The sequence below is a fragment of the Enterococcus sp. AZ078 genome, from assembly GCF_051714985.1.
Lineage (GTDB): Bacteria > Bacillota > Bacilli > Lactobacillales > Enterococcaceae > Enterococcus_B > Enterococcus_B hirae.
Genome location: NZ_JBIOSW010000001.1, coordinates 2699030 through 2715000 on the forward strand (window position 1 = coordinate 2699030; position 15971 = coordinate 2715000).

At 40.4% G+C, this 15971-nt stretch carries 9 protein-coding genes, 17 tRNA genes and 1 riboswitch (1 of these 27 cut by a window edge); of the genes, 1 reads left to right on the forward strand and 25 read right to left on the reverse strand.

The features are described 5' to 3' along the window. Nucleotides 1-37 precede the first annotated feature (37 nt). From IGJ18_RS12525 to IGJ18_RS12540, 4 genes are all read right to left on the reverse strand, one after another. A complete protein-coding gene (locus tag IGJ18_RS12525) occupies nucleotides 38-2968 on the reverse strand; it encodes a prealbumin-like fold domain-containing protein (RefSeq protein ID WP_438843399.1) in 2931 nt (976 codons plus the stop codon). 36 nt (nucleotides 2969-3004) lie between these two features. Further along, nucleotides 3005-4858 carry a hypothetical protein gene (locus tag IGJ18_RS12530; RefSeq protein ID WP_438843400.1) on the reverse strand — a complete coding sequence of 618 codons (1854 nt, stop codon included), beginning with the start codon at nucleotides 4856-4858 and terminating at the stop codon, nucleotides 3005-3007. Nucleotides 4859-5088: 230 nt separating this feature from the next. After that, entirely contained in the window at nucleotides 5089-6858 is a 1770-nt protein-coding gene (locus IGJ18_RS12535) for an ABC transporter ATP-binding protein (RefSeq protein WP_438843401.1), read from the reverse strand. A 2-nt stretch (nucleotides 6859-6860) separates the two neighbouring features. Beyond that, nucleotides 6861-8573 (reverse strand): ABC transporter ATP-binding protein, encoded by a 1713-nt coding sequence (locus tag IGJ18_RS12540; protein ID WP_034868009.1) that lies wholly within the window; start codon nucleotides 8571-8573, stop codon nucleotides 6861-6863. A 117-nt stretch (nucleotides 8574-8690) separates the two neighbouring features. On the opposite strand from IGJ18_RS12540, the gene IGJ18_RS12545 reads away from it, so the two are divergent. Continuing rightward, nucleotides 8691-9347, forward strand: a complete 657-nt coding sequence (locus tag IGJ18_RS12545) for a TetR family transcriptional regulator (protein WP_010721039.1) — start codon at nucleotides 8691-8693, stop codon at nucleotides 9345-9347. A gap of 153 nt (nucleotides 9348-9500) precedes the next feature. Here IGJ18_RS12545 and IGJ18_RS12550 read toward each other — a convergent pair whose 3' ends face one another. From IGJ18_RS12550 to IGJ18_RS12650, 21 genes are all read right to left on the reverse strand, one after another. Then, nucleotides 9501-10046 (reverse strand): acyl-CoA thioesterase, encoded by a 546-nt coding sequence (locus tag IGJ18_RS12550; protein ID WP_010721040.1) that lies wholly within the window; start codon nucleotides 10044-10046, stop codon nucleotides 9501-9503. 130 nt (nucleotides 10047-10176) lie between these two features. Next, complete coding sequence (locus tag IGJ18_RS12555) at nucleotides 10177-10965, reverse strand: alpha/beta hydrolase (RefSeq protein WP_010736957.1); 789 nt, start codon at nucleotides 10963-10965, stop codon at nucleotides 10177-10179. A 154-nt stretch (nucleotides 10966-11119) separates the two neighbouring features. After that, nucleotides 11120-12595, reverse strand: coding sequence for an MDR family MFS transporter (locus tag IGJ18_RS12560; RefSeq protein ID WP_053765574.1), 1476 nt, complete (start codon nucleotides 12593-12595; stop codon nucleotides 11120-11122). Nucleotides 12596-12763: 168 nt separating this feature from the next. Further along, entirely contained in the window at nucleotides 12764-13957 is a 1194-nt protein-coding gene (gene metK, locus IGJ18_RS12565; protein ID WP_034868017.1) for a methionine adenosyltransferase, read from the reverse strand. After that, a riboswitch (SMK box riboswitch) is annotated at nucleotides 13955-14033 on the reverse strand. (Overlaps the previous gene by 3 nt.) Nucleotides 14034-14376: 343 nt before the next feature. Then, a tRNA-Glu gene (locus IGJ18_RS12570) sits at nucleotides 14377-14448 on the reverse strand. 12 nt (nucleotides 14449-14460) lie between these two features. Further along, nucleotides 14461-14534: transfer RNA gene (locus tag IGJ18_RS12575), tRNA-Ile, on the reverse strand. 15 nt (nucleotides 14535-14549) lie between these two features. Continuing rightward, nucleotides 14550-14620 (reverse strand) — tRNA-Gly (locus IGJ18_RS12580). A gap of 4 nt (nucleotides 14621-14624) precedes the next feature. Further along, nucleotides 14625-14697 (reverse strand) — tRNA-Phe (locus tag IGJ18_RS12585). A gap of 3 nt (nucleotides 14698-14700) precedes the next feature. Then, a tRNA-Asp gene (locus IGJ18_RS12590) sits at nucleotides 14701-14774 on the reverse strand. A gap of 43 nt (nucleotides 14775-14817) precedes the next feature. After that, a tRNA-Met gene (locus IGJ18_RS12595) sits at nucleotides 14818-14891 on the reverse strand. 46 nt (nucleotides 14892-14937) lie between these two features. After that, nucleotides 14938-15027: transfer RNA gene (locus IGJ18_RS12600), tRNA-Ser, on the reverse strand. Nucleotides 15028-15045: 18 nt separating this feature from the next. After that, nucleotides 15046-15117 (reverse strand) — tRNA-Glu (locus IGJ18_RS12605). Between the two features lie 16 nt (nucleotides 15118-15133). After that, a tRNA-Ser gene (locus IGJ18_RS12610) sits at nucleotides 15134-15221 on the reverse strand. A gap of 24 nt (nucleotides 15222-15245) precedes the next feature. Next, nucleotides 15246-15319 (reverse strand) — tRNA-Ile (locus tag IGJ18_RS12615). Between the two features lie 14 nt (nucleotides 15320-15333). Further along, nucleotides 15334-15404 (reverse strand) — tRNA-Gly (locus IGJ18_RS12620). 1 nt (nucleotide 15405) lies between these two features. Beyond that, nucleotides 15406-15482, reverse strand: a tRNA-Asp gene (locus tag IGJ18_RS12625). Between the two features lie 46 nt (nucleotides 15483-15528). Next, nucleotides 15529-15602 (reverse strand) — tRNA-Met (locus IGJ18_RS12630). Between the two features lie 45 nt (nucleotides 15603-15647). Continuing rightward, nucleotides 15648-15737 (reverse strand) — tRNA-Ser (locus tag IGJ18_RS12635). A gap of 24 nt (nucleotides 15738-15761) precedes the next feature. Then, nucleotides 15762-15835 (reverse strand) — tRNA-Ile (locus IGJ18_RS12640). A gap of 14 nt (nucleotides 15836-15849) precedes the next feature. Further along, nucleotides 15850-15923, reverse strand: a tRNA-Met gene (locus IGJ18_RS12645). A 28-nt stretch (nucleotides 15924-15951) separates the two neighbouring features. After that, nucleotides 15952-15971, reverse strand: a tRNA-Ala gene (locus IGJ18_RS12650); it runs 53 nt beyond the window's last position.

The window sequence follows — 15971 nt, forward strand, 5'->3', positions numbered from 1 at the left end:
TCTCATTTGCTGAAATGCCATCAGACCGTCCTAATTACTATTTGCTATTTCGCTTACTTCTCAAGCGATAGAACAACCAACCTAGTAATAAAACAATGGTAGTGAGGGCTGCAATTAGAAAGAAGCGAAGTCCAGGTCCACCTGTCATTGGCAATAAGCCAGACGTTTCCGTATTCATGATTGGTACGACTTCCATTTCGTCCAAGTTTTGGACAGCTTCATGTGGTTGTAACAAAATGTAATCTGTATCAGCTAGCCTAAATCGTTCAGAAAGGTCACTACCTTCGTGATCCGTGATACTTATTTCTCTAATGTAATAATGATAAGCTTGACCATCTGGAGTAAATTTCTCCAAGCGGTTACTGATCCATTTCAACCCTTCACCTGTATCTCCTGGCGTTAAGAGAATCGTTTGGATTTTCTGCTTTTCCCCTTCTTCGACACTTCTAAATAACTCAAAGGTAATGTAGTTAATGCTCGAGTAATCTAAATCGCTGAATTCAAATTGTTTCTCAAATCCCACATAGACACGTTCAGGGGTACTTTCAGGTGTCGTACTATTTTTCAGGATGATTTTCCAATTGTGATTAGCGTCTTTTACGATCTTATTGAGATTATCAACTTGATCTTCCTCTTCTCCACTACTTAAATCAAAATAAGGTTGCAGGTTTTTTCCTGTTTTGGTATTGATGATGCTGGTTTCTTTTACGATATATCGATAATCCTCACCTAAATCGGCTAACTCTTCGACCAGCACTTTAAACTCATTCTCCTGATTTAAAGTGAAAGTCATGGGTGTGAATGAAGCATCCAAGCGCCACTCATCGCTTTGTTCATGCCGTTGTTCCCTTAATAAATTGACCGTAATTTCATAATCTTCTTTGATCTCCTCTGGTACTGCCGCATTAGGCGTGGTAAAATCCCAATTTTTTTCGATCATGAAAGGCTTTGGTCGGTTTTCAACAGTCAACTTGAACTGTCCATTGTCTAATTGGATCGTTGCTCGTTCTTGTGTCACTGGAATCCCTTGTTCATCGGTGAAAAAAATTTCCTCTTTTCTACTAGTCGTTCCTGATGCCTGTACCTTGAAATAAATGGGCTCTGGTAGTACAGCAAACGGACCTGCTGGTGGAGTAATCTCTGTCAGACGATAGATTCCGTTCGTCAATCCATAAGCCTCTTCTTCATGAACACCACCGATCTGAGTAGGATTATCTACCGTAAATGTCCCTAATACTCTTTCAGGAAATTGTTCTTGGAAAAAATCTTTAGATTTTTTCTCTAAACGGAATTCTGAACCTGTAAGGTCATTTCCTTCGTGATCGGCTTTATAGAATTCCACGATTCGGTGGATTCCTGAAGCATAACCTTCGCCCGTCGTGATGTCCGTAATGGATTCTTCCGTCACTTTTTGTTTTCCATTCAAGAAAACACCTGCACGATTATTGACAGAATCAGCGGTTGTTTGGGCAGTATATTCTACGATCAATGTTTTATCTGTCACTTCTGACTGACCAGTATTATCACCTACAACTAATTGGAAATGAGCGGTTTTTTGCGATAAATTGATCAAACCGTCCGCAGCTAACTGGTCAAAGGCGGTTTCTGCCTTCACACCTGGCTCACTTAAAGCTCTTCCTGTTTGCTGACTGATCCAATGAGCTTCACTTGTATCATTTTCTGGATTTGCTTGCCATTCAAAGATTTGATAAGCACCTCGCCCATCTACGCCAATGTACTCTGGCAAATATGGGACTAAGAGTTGTTGTGGTGCCAACAGTAGAAAATCTTGTTCATCGATTAAACGGCGTATTTTTTCAAATTGCTGAGTCTGGGGATTGTATTTTCCTTCAAAAACGTTGATTCGATATTTTCCAGTATCGGGATCTAGCAGAAGCGTCGTTTCTTCTTCATGATCCATGAGATCAAAGAGATACAAATTCTGGTATTTGGCGCCACCTGGATTCACGATCACGCGGTAGGTGATATGTTCGCCGTCGTCTGCTACTTCACCCGTCTTGATCACTAAACTTTCTGTCGGTATCGTGACTTGCGTTTCTACTTCTGTCTTGCGCCCACCAGGACTTGTCAGTGTCGCTATATTTTTATAAGAACCTGCTAGTAATGGATTATCAGCTAGTTCTTGAGTGGCAACATAATCGGCAATGAAGAAGATAACGATTGGTCGATGACTCTCTTTTAAGAGAACGATCCGCATCAATTGTGTCTGCGGATCATATTCTAGGCGATAATCCGTACCTTCCACTAGTCGTTCATTCCCTGCATAATCTCCTGCCGCTATTTTCCAGCGGTGTTGATTCGTATCAGGATCAATCGGACCAGCTAGGTTGGCGGTCCCCTGAAAGACGTGAACAGAGTCTGGCTTAAACTCCCAACCAGCAAGGGTCGAAAAATCATCTTCAATGACGGTTCCTGCTGGTAATGGACCACTGGAAGGATTGAATTCTAGACGAAACAGTGTTTGGTAGCGATCAACGATTCCAGTGTAGACCGGTTGTCGACTCTCATTTGAAAAACTTTCATCTGTCCAATATTCAAACGTTCCGATATTTCCAGCATCAGCTTGTTCTGCATCTTCAGCGATTGCTTCTTCATACTTTTGCCCTGGCTGTAGGAATAACCCTTTTTTATGTCCATCGTTTATGAGGCTATAGTGCCAATTGCCAAATGTTCCATAACCAACTGAATCTTGAGAATACTGAACGTCTCCTTGCCGCCAAGTTGCTTTGGCGTAGTTGAAGAACGTAATATCTGGATGGATATACGTTCCACCTAACCAAGGATAGATCCCTTGGACTACTGGATCGCTGGAATAGTAATTACTTCTATTGAACTGAGAAGGGGCTTCATCCCAGATTTTTAAATAACCTCTACTAGATAACTGATGCTCTTTCGTTGAAAAATGAATCTTAATGGTTCGATCCGTTGTTTCGTAATCTCCAATCAAGCGGATCGTAAACCCTGTTTGATAAGCACTATTCGCTTAATGTAAATAACTCCCATCTGGCAACATCAATCGTTCGCCTGGTTCAGAAAGATTATGCAAAACCAACTCAAAATCAACACCCTTTTCTAATGTGTTGCCTACGTCATCTGTGATGATTAATGTCGATTCTAGTAATGAGCGAGCATAATAGATCCATTTAAAAGGACGAACATTGTTCTCATAGTAGCCGTGATAGTTATTAGGATCGAACAATCGCACGAGATCCTCTTCAAAGATGATGAAAGAATCACGGATTTCTACTTGTTCAACTAATTTGTTTTCCTGATTGAACAAAATCTCCCAATGTTGGATCTGCTGAGTCTGGTCACCCCCAACTCCACGTTTTACGATCCCTGGCATGCTTGGGTTAGGAATGATTCCGCCAGCGCTACCTTCACCAAAACTTCCTTGGATCGCATGGTTGGAAAACTGGATCGTATCCGCTGAAACCTGTCCATCCGTCGTTTGTATCCTCGTTTGGTAGGTGATTCGGTAGGTGCCATTCGCATCCCCTGGTGGTGTGAGCGTCATCTCTGTGTTTTCTGCATTGAAACCGACTGTAAAGCCTTCCGCATTCGTTCCAGTGATCTGCAGTGAGTTTTGTTCAAAGGTATGGCTCGCAGCGTTTGCTGGAATGACGGATAATCGATCGACGATAGGGTCTTTTTCACCATCGACGTAATAATACGTGTCGATTTGCCAAGTCACGAGTACATAGTCATACGCTTCGCGATTCCCCGTTGGTTGACCAGGCTCATCTGTCGCCCGATAAAAATCAATTTTGTCTGATCCATTTGGATTTTTAGCTATTCGTTTTGAAAAGTCTTGTTTTACGATATCAAATTCGACATCATTCGTTTCTGTCCGACCCAACTCATCACTTTCGACAATGAGTTGATTATGAACAGTTGGTTGGCTTAGATCTTTGACTCTGGTACGGATGATTAATCGATAAGCGGTTCGTTTAGGTGCTTCATTATTTCTGATCGTCCAAGTTATTTGGTTGTCTTGTTGCGCTTGACTATAATCACTTGCTAATAAAGGATGGAACTGTTCATCTTCAACTTCTTTCTTTTGGATACTAACTGACACAAATTCCTGGTTATCACCAAAGAAATCTGTGATTTTCACATTTGTCAACGCCCGATGTTCTTCGTTGATCAACGCTTCCCATTCAACAATTCCAGTGTCCCGATTAAAACTAATTCCCTGTTTTTCAACGATCTCTTCTCCTTTAACAATGATTGGCACTTCAACTACACCATATTCTCCCAAATCTACGATCAATTCTTCGGTAATATTATCAAAACTCGTATCAATAGAAAACGAGCCCTGAATCTCACTAAAATTATAAATACGGGTATTAAATTGGATCGCTATACTACGATCCTCATTTACATAAAACGTACCAAAAGAAAATCGTCCAGTTTCATCCATCAATTCACCCGATAGACCACCTGCTGGAATCAATAATGTGTCAGGAATATTTTCAATGATCGTATAGCGTTCATTAGCCATTAGATCGCCACTAGGATAAATATCGTCATCGACCAACCACCAATTGATTTGAAGGCGGACATTCGTATCGCTTGGAACACCTGTTTCGGGCAAATCACTCGTATACGTGCCGTCTTTTTCAGGATCGATCATCAATTGGACGCCGTTATCATTGTTCCCGTAAGCCTCACCTAATTGAAAACCTGTTGGTTGTCCAGTTACCTGGAAATGACCATTTGAGGAAGCATGGACTAGCGGCCCCATCAAAAAGAGCGGGTTGGACAAAGGAACCAAAATCGTCAAGAGCATCATCAATTGTAAGCACACCTGCCTTATTTTTACCTTCATACCCATTACCTGCCTTTTTATAGTTTTTAAGGAGCGCCTTATTTAACATGAAATATAACAGGTTTCTTGAAACAGCTTACTTCAACTTTTTCAGACAAGTCTGAAAAATAACGATTCTTATCTCACAATAGCTAAAGTCAAAGAGATCTCTATATGCAAAAAAAGACTACTTAGAAAAGAGCCATTCCCTCTTCTAAGTAGTCTATTAGTTAGCTTATTTGTTCATTAAAAACAGATTATTCAAAGACAAACTGATTATGATAAAGTTCAGCATAGAAGCCATCTTCTGCCAACAACTGATGATGATTTCCTTCTTCGATTACTTTTCCATCACGTAAAACAACAATACGATCTGCATTTAAAATCGTTTTTAACCGGTGGGCAATCACAAAGCTGGTACGTCCTTTGATTGCTTCGTCCATGGCTTTTTGGATTTTAGCTTCTGTTACTGTGTCCACGTTACTTGTTGCTTCATCTAAAATCAACAATGAAGGATTCGTAATGATCGTTCTGGCAATACTGATCAATTGTTTCTGACCGGTACTGAACAAGTTGTTTTCTTCAGATACTTCTGTTTCATACCCTTTTTCTAGATTCATGATAAAGTCATGAATATTCGCCTGCTTAGCGGCATTGATCACTTCTTCATCTGTCGCATCAGGTTTCCCAAAGACAATATTGTCGCGAATAGTACCCGAGAATAGGACGGATTCTTGTAAAACGATTCCTACATGTTTTCGTAAAGCATCTAAATCATACTCACGGATGTCTGTCCCATCAATCGTTACTGCACCACTATTCACATCATAAAAACGATTCAATAGATTCATGATCGTTGTTTTACCTGAGCCAGTCGGTCCAACTAACGCGACCATTTCGCCTTTATTTACATCAATAGATACATCATTTAACACTAATTTATCAGGGTTATAACCAAAATCAACGTGTTCCAAAGATAAGCCTTTATCGATCCCATCAAAGGATTGACCATTCGCTGGTTTTACTTCATCTTTTTCAGCAAACATCTCATTCAGTCTACGTGCCCCTGTGATCGCTAATTGGATCATGCTATAACCAGATGAAATTTGCATCAATGGTTGATAATATTGTTGGGAATACTGAACGAACGTAACTACCAATCCTAAAGCAACCGAGCGTTCCAGATCCCCATTCAGTGCTAACCATCCACCAAAGAAAATGACGATTGCGGTATTCACTAAAGACATCCCTTGCATCATTGGGAAAAGCAATCCTGAATAAGCTTGTCCTTTAAACGTTGCTTTACGAACAGTCTCATTGTGTTCTAAGAAACCATCAATTGTCTCTTCCTGTAATCCATTGGTGATGATGACACGTTGACCACTGATTTTTTCATCCATATAGCCGTTCAATTTCCCAACTTCGTCTTGTTGTAAATCAACGTATTTTCTTGCCTTTTGGATAATCAAAACAGCAATCAAAACTGCCACTGGTGTAGAAGCAATTGTTGCCCAAGCTAACTCAACATTTTGGCGGAACATCATAATCAATATCCCAAAAAGTAAAACGATATTGGTGATTACTTGGAGCAAAGCTTGGTTCAAACTATTTTGGATATTATCTAAATCACTCGTAAATCGACTAAGAATTTCCCCATCTTGATGAGAATCAAAGAAGCGGATCGTCAATTTTTCTAGTTTATTGAATAAACCAATACGCATCCGATTCGTCGATTTACCCACCACTTGCGTAAATAAGATACTGTAAATGAAGTTTGCGGCACTCGCTAAAACATAAAACATTAATAGTTTCCAAATAATGGAAACGAAGCGACTCTTATCATCGACTCCTTGCATCAAAGACCCAACATAGTTAGCTAGTTCTTGAAAGGCTTCTCCGATATATTGTGGCGCCTTCACTTGAAGATAAGTGGCAATGATAACTGTAACAAAAATAAAGAAAAAGGAGACCTTATACCGTTTTAAATAGTGATAGAAAAACTTACTGGCTTTTATTAAATCAGTCATGGCTACTCCTCCGTTCCTTTTTGTGTTTCGAAAATTTCTTGGTACACCCGATTGGTTGCTACTAGTTCTTCGTGTGTTCCTTCACCCACTAATCTGCCTTCATCTAACACAAGAATCCGGTCTGCTTTGACAACAGAAGCGATTTTTTGAGCGATCACAATCGTAGTAGTGCCTTTTAATTCTTTTGCTAATGCTTCACGAACCAACTTTTCAGAACGCGCATCTAATGCACTGGTACTATCATCTAAGATCAAAATCTTAGGATCACCAATGACACCTCGGGTAATGGACAACCGTTGTTTCTGTCCACCTGAAAAGTTACTACTACGTTCTTCCACAGGAGCCTCATAGCGATCCGCTAATTTTTCGATAAATTCTTGTGCTTGAGCAATCGCAGAAGCATGTTCCATATCTTTTTCAGAAGCATCTTTTTTCCCTTGACGCAAGTTTTGCGCAATCGTTCCAGAGAAAAGGATCGCTTTTTGTAAAACAAAGGATACAGTGTGACGTAAGCTTTTTTCATTGACTTGTCTTAAATCTACACCGCCTACTTCCACTTTTCCTTCTGTTGGGTCAAACAATCGTGGAATCAACTGAGCGAGTGTCGATTTACCAGCTCCTGTTGCACCAACAATCCCCACCATTTCCCCTGGTTGGATCGAAAAACTGATGTCTTTCAATGTGTCTGCATCATCGCCAGGATAACGGAAAGAAACATGATCAAAAGTGACTGATCCAGTTAAATCCTGTTCCGGCACATCTTGGTATGTTAAATCTGGTTCTGTGTCTAAAATCTCTTTGATCCGTTTCAATGAAACTGCAGCTCTTGATGTCATCATCATCATCATTCCACCAATAATGATTGCCATCATGATCTGCATCAAATAGTTCATGAAAGAAGCCAAACCACCGATTAAGGTTGGATCATCTTTTGCTAAATCACTAACAAAAAAGATTGCGCCAACTACTGCTAAATTAGCAGCCAACATAAAGGATGGAATCATCACAGAAAACAAGGTTCCCACAATGATGTTGTGTTTCGTTAGATCTTCGCTGACTTTACTAAACTCTTTCAATTGATTGTCTTCTTGGACAAAAGATTTGACTACACGGATCCCCATAAGATTTTCTTTGGCAATACTATTGACTTTATCAATCAGTTTTTGGATGATCATAAAATGTTTACCCATTCTGGTAAATGATAAAGCTGTAATCAAGAAAACTGCTACGATCAATGCGACAATGATCCACCATAATTGCGGCATCGTCATCATTGCCAAAACAAAAGCCCCGATAAACAGAAATGGAATTCTAAAGAGCGATTGTAAAGAAATCATGACTAGGTTTTGAATTTGTGTAATATCATTTGTTAGTCGAACTACTAGATTTCCAGCAGAGAATTTTTCGATATTTCCAAATGAAAAAGTCTGGATTTTACGAAATGCTTCTTCCCGAATATCAGCACTAATCCCTTGTGCCACTTTCGCTGAAAAAATCGTATTTGAAACTCCAGCTGCTAGTCCTAACAAAGCTAAACTGATCAAGTATACACCGATCGTTTTCATCTTGTCGTTATCTTCTGTAATAATAGCTTCTAATACTTGTTGTAAAAGCTTCGGTTGCCATAATGCGGCACTTACCATAATCGCTACAGAAAACAATGAAATAAATACAGCAACTTTGTATTTTTTTGCATGTCTTAAAATTAAGCCCATTGGTTGTTACACCCCTTTTTATTAAAATTGACAGGTCTTATTTAACACTGTAAAATAAGGCCGACTAACAATTTACCATGTTTAAAAAAATATTGCAATACAAGAGGTTGATTAAATTTGGAACCAAAGCTTTCCCAAGAAATGATTATCAAATCTGCTTTTGCGATTCTGGCAGAAACGCAAGAACTATCAAAACTATCTATGCGAAACCTTGCTCAAAAAGTTCAAGTAAAAGCCCCTGCGCTTTACTGGTATTTCAAAAATAAGCAAGACTTGCTCCAAAAAATGGCTGAATTCATGGAAAATGAACTAATCATTCCCGATCCTCGTTTACCTTGGCAGGAACGCCTTGTTCAATTCATGGAAAACTACTACGACCTTTACACCCACTTTCCTTGTGGTGCAGAGCTAGAAATCAATACCGTTCCTTCTTATGCGAGTCGTTTGGAACACTTAGAAATGATGATCCAGATTCTTATCCAAGCGGGCTTTTCGATTGACCGTAGTCGTCAAGCAGTGTTTGCTCTTCATAACTTGTTGATTGGTCAACTGATGGATCAACAGCATGAACAGAATCTTCGGCACAAAATCATGACCGGTAATCACTTACTCAAAGATGCTATTCTTTCTATGAAAAGTTATGTCGAAGAAAATGCACTAGTTGGTCTAAAGGCTAGTATCACCGCTCACCAGCACCAAGAAAATGAAAAACAACTCTTTCTTGATAGTGTGACGATCTATCTTCAAGGGTTGGCTGTACAAAAAGAATCGTAAACAAAAAAAGACATGAAGGCAAGTTCACGAACTTGCCTTCATGATTTTTTGTTTACTGTTTGAGTTGACTACGTGAATAAAACTTCCTATTCCACAAGTAATAGTCAGTTTAGCTACTAGTTTAGCCATTTCACTTATCCTAGATGAAGCAGTCTAATCATCTATTCCTTCATTTTTTAACCAAGGAAGGTCTGTTGATAATTGAGCAGCAAAAGCTCGGTATTCTTCTCGTTCTTGTAAACGCTGTTTGCGCCGTTTTTCGTATCCTGCGCACACTAGTTTTTCTTCTGCCGTGTCCGGTATGACTTTAGGTACTGTAAATTCCGTTTCTTCATTCATATGAGACGGAACAGCGACAAATGTTGTAAAACAAGTTGCGGCTAAGTAACGCTCCCCAGTCGTCAGATTTTCCCCAATAATTTTAACGAATACTTCCATCGATTTATGATGAGTACCACTTACATAAGATTCTACACACACAGAATGGTTTTCATGCAACGGCTTCAAAAAATTCAAGCTGTCTAAAGAAGCGGTAACTGCACCTCTGCGACAATGTCTTGTCACAGAGATCGACGCAGCATCATCAATCATCGTCATCAATTTTCCACCAAATAAAAACCCAAAAGGATTAAGATCGAACGGAAAAATCCGATGTGTTTGAATGACTATCGATTCTTTACAATGCTTTATCTCTTCCAAAAAAACACCTCTTTCAAATTATTACCTTGTGATTCGTCCTATAAAAAAGCTAAGGCCAAGACAATGTCCTAGCCCTAGCGATCGTCCTGAAAATAGTCTCAAAAGCTAAGAAAGATCAAGGGGTCTTCACCTATTTTTCTTCAAATAACCATTCCAAAGCACGTTGAATCCACTGATCCCAAAATACCCAATTATGTTCGCCAGGACCATGTTCGAAGGTTACGCCAATCCCATTTGCTTTCAATGAATCGGTCATTTCTTGATTTGCTTGATAAAGAAAATCTGATTCTCCACATGCCAAGTAGATACGAGGTGCTGTTTTGTCACTCTTTACTAATTCTTCTAATAAATACTGAGGATCATTAACTGAACCTTTGATCTGATCTAACGGTCCAAATACGCCCTCCCAGAATTTTGCCTTTCGAATCATCAATAAATCATCCATCCGATTGCCTACTGAAATGGCTCCTGATAAAGAAATGATTGCAGCAAAATTTTCTGGTTTTGCCAGCCCAAGTTTCAAAGCACCATAGCCACCCATTGATAATCCAGCAGCATAAGTCTTTTCTCTTTTTGTCGTTAATTGTGGAAACAGTTCATGACAGATTTCGGGAAGCTCTTCTGAAATAAACGTCCAGTATTTCATATCATATGCCGTATCGGTATACCAACCTAGATCAGTAGAAGGCATAATGACCGCTAATCCATGGTCTGCGACATATCTTTCAATCGACGTCCGACGCTCCCAGACACTATGATTTCCTCCCATTCCGTGCAGAAGGTATAAGACAGGAACATCTGTTGTCGCTTGTTGTGAACTCGTACCGATCACTTTATTTGTTGTTTGTGGAAGGATTACATTCAGGTTTACTTCCATCTCTAAAACATTTGAATAAATATTTGCTTGAATAAATGCCACGTTGAAACATCCTCTCTAAGGTGTGAAAAATAGTGTTTTTGACCTGACCAATAATGACAAATTTTGATAAAACAACTATTCTAACACCGGTTATCGTTGTGAAATAATTGGTCAAACGACCTCACAAAGTAACATTTAGTACTACTTTCTTGTACTAATACTCTCTTATTCTATCACTTTTTTCACGAACGACAAATGTCAATGCAAAAGCGACCACTACTAGTAATAGCCCCACAAAATAGACTTGATGCAATCCTTCATATAAAATCTTCCGTAAAGGCGTGATCAACTCTGACGCAATGTTTTTAGCTGTTTGTGGGTTGACTAGCTTATTCATGATATCTGCATCATTCGTCAAATTAGTCGCATTCAGCTCCCGTTGTGTTACTCCATTGATTAATAAGCCAAAGACTGCTACCATCACAGTTTGTCCAATCGTCCGCACCAATGTATTGAACGAGGTAGCTACCCCTAGTTGATCTCGAGACACACTATTTTGGGCACTAACAGTTGAGGTAGTCATGGTGATTCCTAGTCCTACACCAATGACCGTTGAAATAGCAAAGAACCATAAAAAATTACTTTCAAATGGCATTAACCAGAGCCAGGCACCACCTAGAGAAGCAATTAACAGACCAATTCGTAATACCCAATTCGTTGCCATTTGAGTCATCCACTTACTTGCTAAGAAAGAACCGACCATCCAAACAAGTGAAAGCGGTGCTAAGACCAATCCTCCTACTGCAGCATTTAGCCCCAATACCCCTTGCATCCACATTGGGATATACACATCGATGCCCATTAAGAACCCGCTGGCTAAAGCTGCTGCTAGATTCACGACCACAAATAGTGGATTAGCAAAAAGATGCAACATGATCACAGGGTCTTTGGCTCTTTTTTCGGCTGCAATAAATAAAAATAATAAAAGAAGACTTCCGATCAAAAGCCCGATCACTACTGGAGTAAATCCTTGATCCCCTAACAATTGAAATCCAAGAAGTAAAGCAACCAACATCGCCATCAAACTAAAGCTCCCGAATAGATCCATCGGTTTTGACTCATGTTCTCTCTGTGGTTCGTTCAAATAAAGCCAGATCAAAACCATCAATAAAAGCCCGATTGGTACATTAATAAAAAAGATCCAATGCCAACTGATCGTTTCTACAATAAAACCTCCAGCTAATGGTCCAAAAACACTAGCAATTCCCCAAGCCGAACTGTTCAAACCTAAAACTTTTGCTCTTTTTTCAATCGTATATAAATCGCCAATGATCGTTAACGCCACTGGCATCATTGCTCCAGCGCCCATTCCTTGAACAGCACGAGCAGCAATCAACCCCATCATTGTTTGAGAAAGTCCACAAAATAAAGAACCAATAATAAATAATAGCGTTCCAAAGATAAAAATAGGTTTTCTCCCCACTTTATCTGCAAGTTTGCCATAGATCGGTGTCAGCATCGCATTCGTTAGTAAATAAATCGAAAATACCCAATTCATGATCTCCATACCGTGAAGAGAGCCGACGATCGTAGGCATCGCAGTGGTCACGATCGTTCCTTCAATTGCTGTCATGAAAGTTGCAATAAACACACTGATCGTTACTAATTTGACGTTTGTTTCTCTTTTCATCTTATTCCTCCTTTTTTTATTGTTGCCAAATAAATTTTAGCCAAAAAAAATAGGCTTTATCATTTATCAAAAACACGAATCAAAAACGACCATGGATTTCTCTTCAGCCGTTTGGATAAAAAAAACTGGAATGATCCCATAAAGAGAACCATTCCAGCCATCAAAAAGCTATTTTGCTAAGCTTGCTTTAATTGCATCAACTTTATCTGTTTTTTCCCATGGCAATTCGATATCCGTACGACCGAAATGACCATAAGCTGCTGTTTGACGATAAATTGGACGACGTAAATCAAGCATTTCAATAATACCTGCAGGTCGTAGATCAAAGTTTTCTCTCACAGCGGCAATCAAGTCTTCTTCTGGAACAGTTGACGTACCAAAAGTATTGATTGAAATAGATACAGGTTGTGCAACACCGATCGCATAGGCTAACTGAACTTCAGCTTTTCTTGCCAAACCAGCTGCTACAATGTTTTTCGCAATGTAACGAGCGGCATAACTTGCTGAACGGTCAACCTTAGTAGCATCTTTCCCAGAAAATGCTCCACCACCATGACGAGCATAGCCGCCATATGTGTCAACGATGATTTTTCTTCCCGTCAACCCAGCATCTCCTTGAGGTCCCCCAATAACAAAGCGACCAGTAGGATTGATGTAGTATTTTGTGTTGTCATCAAGTAATTCAGCTGGAATAACTTCTTTTATTACTTTTTCAATGACGTCATGACGAATTGTTTCATTGTCCACTGCATCATCATGTTGTGTTGAAATAACGATGGTATCCACTCGTTCTGGCTGACCATTGTCATCATATTCAACTGTTACTTGTGATTTTGCATCTGGACGTAGATAAGTTAATTCATTGGATTTACGTAAATCAGCTAAACGACGAACTAGACGATGGCTTAATGCAATTGGTAAAGGCATTAATTCAGGTGTTTCATCGACTGCAAAACCAAACATCAATCCTTGGTCTCCAGCACCGATCTCATCCAATACATCTCTCTTCGCTTCGTCACGAATCTCAAGTGCTTCATCAACACCTTGAGCGATATCTGGTGATTGTTCATCAATTGCAGCTAATACAGCTACTGTATCTCCATCAAAGCCAAATTTTGCTCGTGTGTAGCCAATCTCTTTGATCGTTTGACGTACCACTTTTTGAATATCCACGTAGGCAGTGGTTGAGATTTCTCCAAATACCAATACAAGACCAGTGGTAACAGATGTTTCACAAGCCACACGTGCATTTGGATCCTTTGCTAAAATTGCATCCAAGATCGCATCACTGATTTGATCAGCAACTTTATCTGGATGTCCTTCAGAAACAGATTCTGAGGTAAATAAATGTCTTTCTCCCATAGTGATTCCCCCTAGTTAAATTCGGTTACAAGGCATCTCCGTCGATGACGGATCCTCTCGGGAACTTGCAACGAACCAAGTATAGCAGATATTTGAAATTTACGCTTGTTTTTTTAACGTAATTACTTAAAAATTTGAATAGTTCATTGATTATGCTGGTTATTTCCTTTATCCCAGGTAATCATTTCGCTTCACTATGCTACATGTTTAAAGAATAGCAAATAAAAAAGGTTCAAAGTTTAGGAGCATAAGTATACAACAAATCCTTTTCAGCAGAATCAAATTTTTTTCATTCTATTTCTGATCACCTATAGAATCAAATAAAAAGACCTAAAACAATCATCGCCTACGATAACTATCTTAAGTCTTTTGAAATCATTCTTACAAATAAAAAAAGATACTTTAGAAAGTATCTTTAATGACCCGTACGGGATTCGAACCCGTGTTACCGCCGTGAAAGGGCGGTGTCTTAACCGCTTGACCAACGGGCCAGGTGAAACTAATGGGCCTAAATGGACTCGAACCATCGACCTCACGCTTATCAGGCGTGCGCTCTAACCAGCTGAGCTATAGGCCCATAAAAAAAACTAAAAGCGGGTGACGAGAATCGAACTCGCGACAACAGCTTGGAAGGCTGTGGTTTTACCACTAAACTACACCCGCATTATGGCGCGGGACAGAATCGAACTGCCGACACATGGAGCTTCAATCCATTGCTCTACCAACTGAGCTACCGAGCCAAACGGTCTGGACGGGACTCGAACCCGCGACCTCCTGCGTGACAGGCAGGCATTCTAACCAGCTGAACTACCAGACCATATTTAGTTTCTTATTTGGTGACTTTGAAAAATCAAAGTCAATTGCGGGAGCAGGATTTGAACCTACGACCTTCGGGTTATGAGCCCGACGAGCTACCAGACTGCTCCATCCCGCGATAATATAATTTGCGAATCAACTACTTTGTAGTAACTCTCAAAGAAAGGAGGATAAGGGATTCGAACCCTTGCACGGTTTTACCCGCCTGACGGTTTTCAAGACCGTTCCCTTCAGCCGGACTTGGGTAATCCTCCAATATAAAACTATAATCATGACCCGTACGGGATTCGAACCCGTGTTACCGCCGTGAAAGGGCGGTGTCTTAACCGCTTGACCAACGGGCCAGGTGAAATATTGAAACGGAGAAGGAGGGATTTGAACCCTCGCGCCGGTTTCCCGACCTACACCCTTAGCAGGGGCGCCTCTTCAGCCACTTGAGTACTTCCCCAAAACCAATAAGATTTTGTACTAATGGGCCTAAATGGACTCGAACCATCGACCTCACGCTTATCAGGCGTGCGCTCTAACCAGCTGAGCTATAGGCCCATAAAAAAACTAAAAGCGGGTGACGAGAATCGAACTCGCGACAACAGCTTGGAAGGCTGTGGTTTTACCACTAAACTACACCCGCATGGCGGTCTGGACGGGACTCGAACCCGCGACCTCCTGCGTGACAGGCAGGCATTCTAACCAACTGAACTACCAAACCATGATTTTAGTTTTTTTAATTGTCGACTTTGAAAATTCAAAGTCAATTGCGGGAGCAGGATTTGAACCTACGACCTTCGGGTTATGAGCCCGACGAGCTACTAGACTGCTCCATCCCGCGATAATATAATTGCGAATCAACTACTTTATAGTAACTCACAAAGTAAGGAGGATAAGGGATTCGAACCCTTGCACGGTTTTACCCGCCTGACGGTTTTCAAGACCGTTCCCTTCAGCCGGACTTGGGTAATCCTCCAATATGGAACTTACAACGTCACTATGGACCTTGTAGGACTCGAACCTACGACCGGACGGTTATGAGCCGTCTGCTCTAACCAACTGAGCTAAAGGTCCAGGCTCTTTAAAAATCGCGGCGGAGGGGATCGAACCCCCGACCTCCCGGGTATGAACCGGACGCTCTAGCCAGCTGAGCTACACCGCGAAAAAAGATATTCATTATTCAAATGAAATGGAGCCTAGCGGGATCGAA

Coding starts and splice junctions, on each gene's coding strand:
- IGJ18_RS12560 (WP_053765574.1), bottom strand. CDS start 12,595: ATGAAAAGAGAAACAAACGTCAAATTAGTAACGATCAGTGTGTTTATT.
- IGJ18_RS12530 (WP_438843400.1), bottom strand. CDS start 4,858: ATGGGTATGAAGGTAAAAATAAGGCAGGTGTGCTTACAATTGATGATG.
- IGJ18_RS12540 (WP_034868009.1), bottom strand. CDS start 8,573: ATGGGCTTAATTTTAAGACATGCAAAAAAATACAAAGTTGCTGTATTT.
- IGJ18_RS12535 (WP_438843401.1), bottom strand. CDS start 6,858: ATGACTGATTTAATAAAAGCCAGTAAGTTTTTCTATCACTATTTAAAA.
- metK (WP_034868017.1), bottom strand. CDS start 13,957: ATGGGAGAAAGACATTTATTTACCTCAGAATCTGTTTCTGAAGGACAT.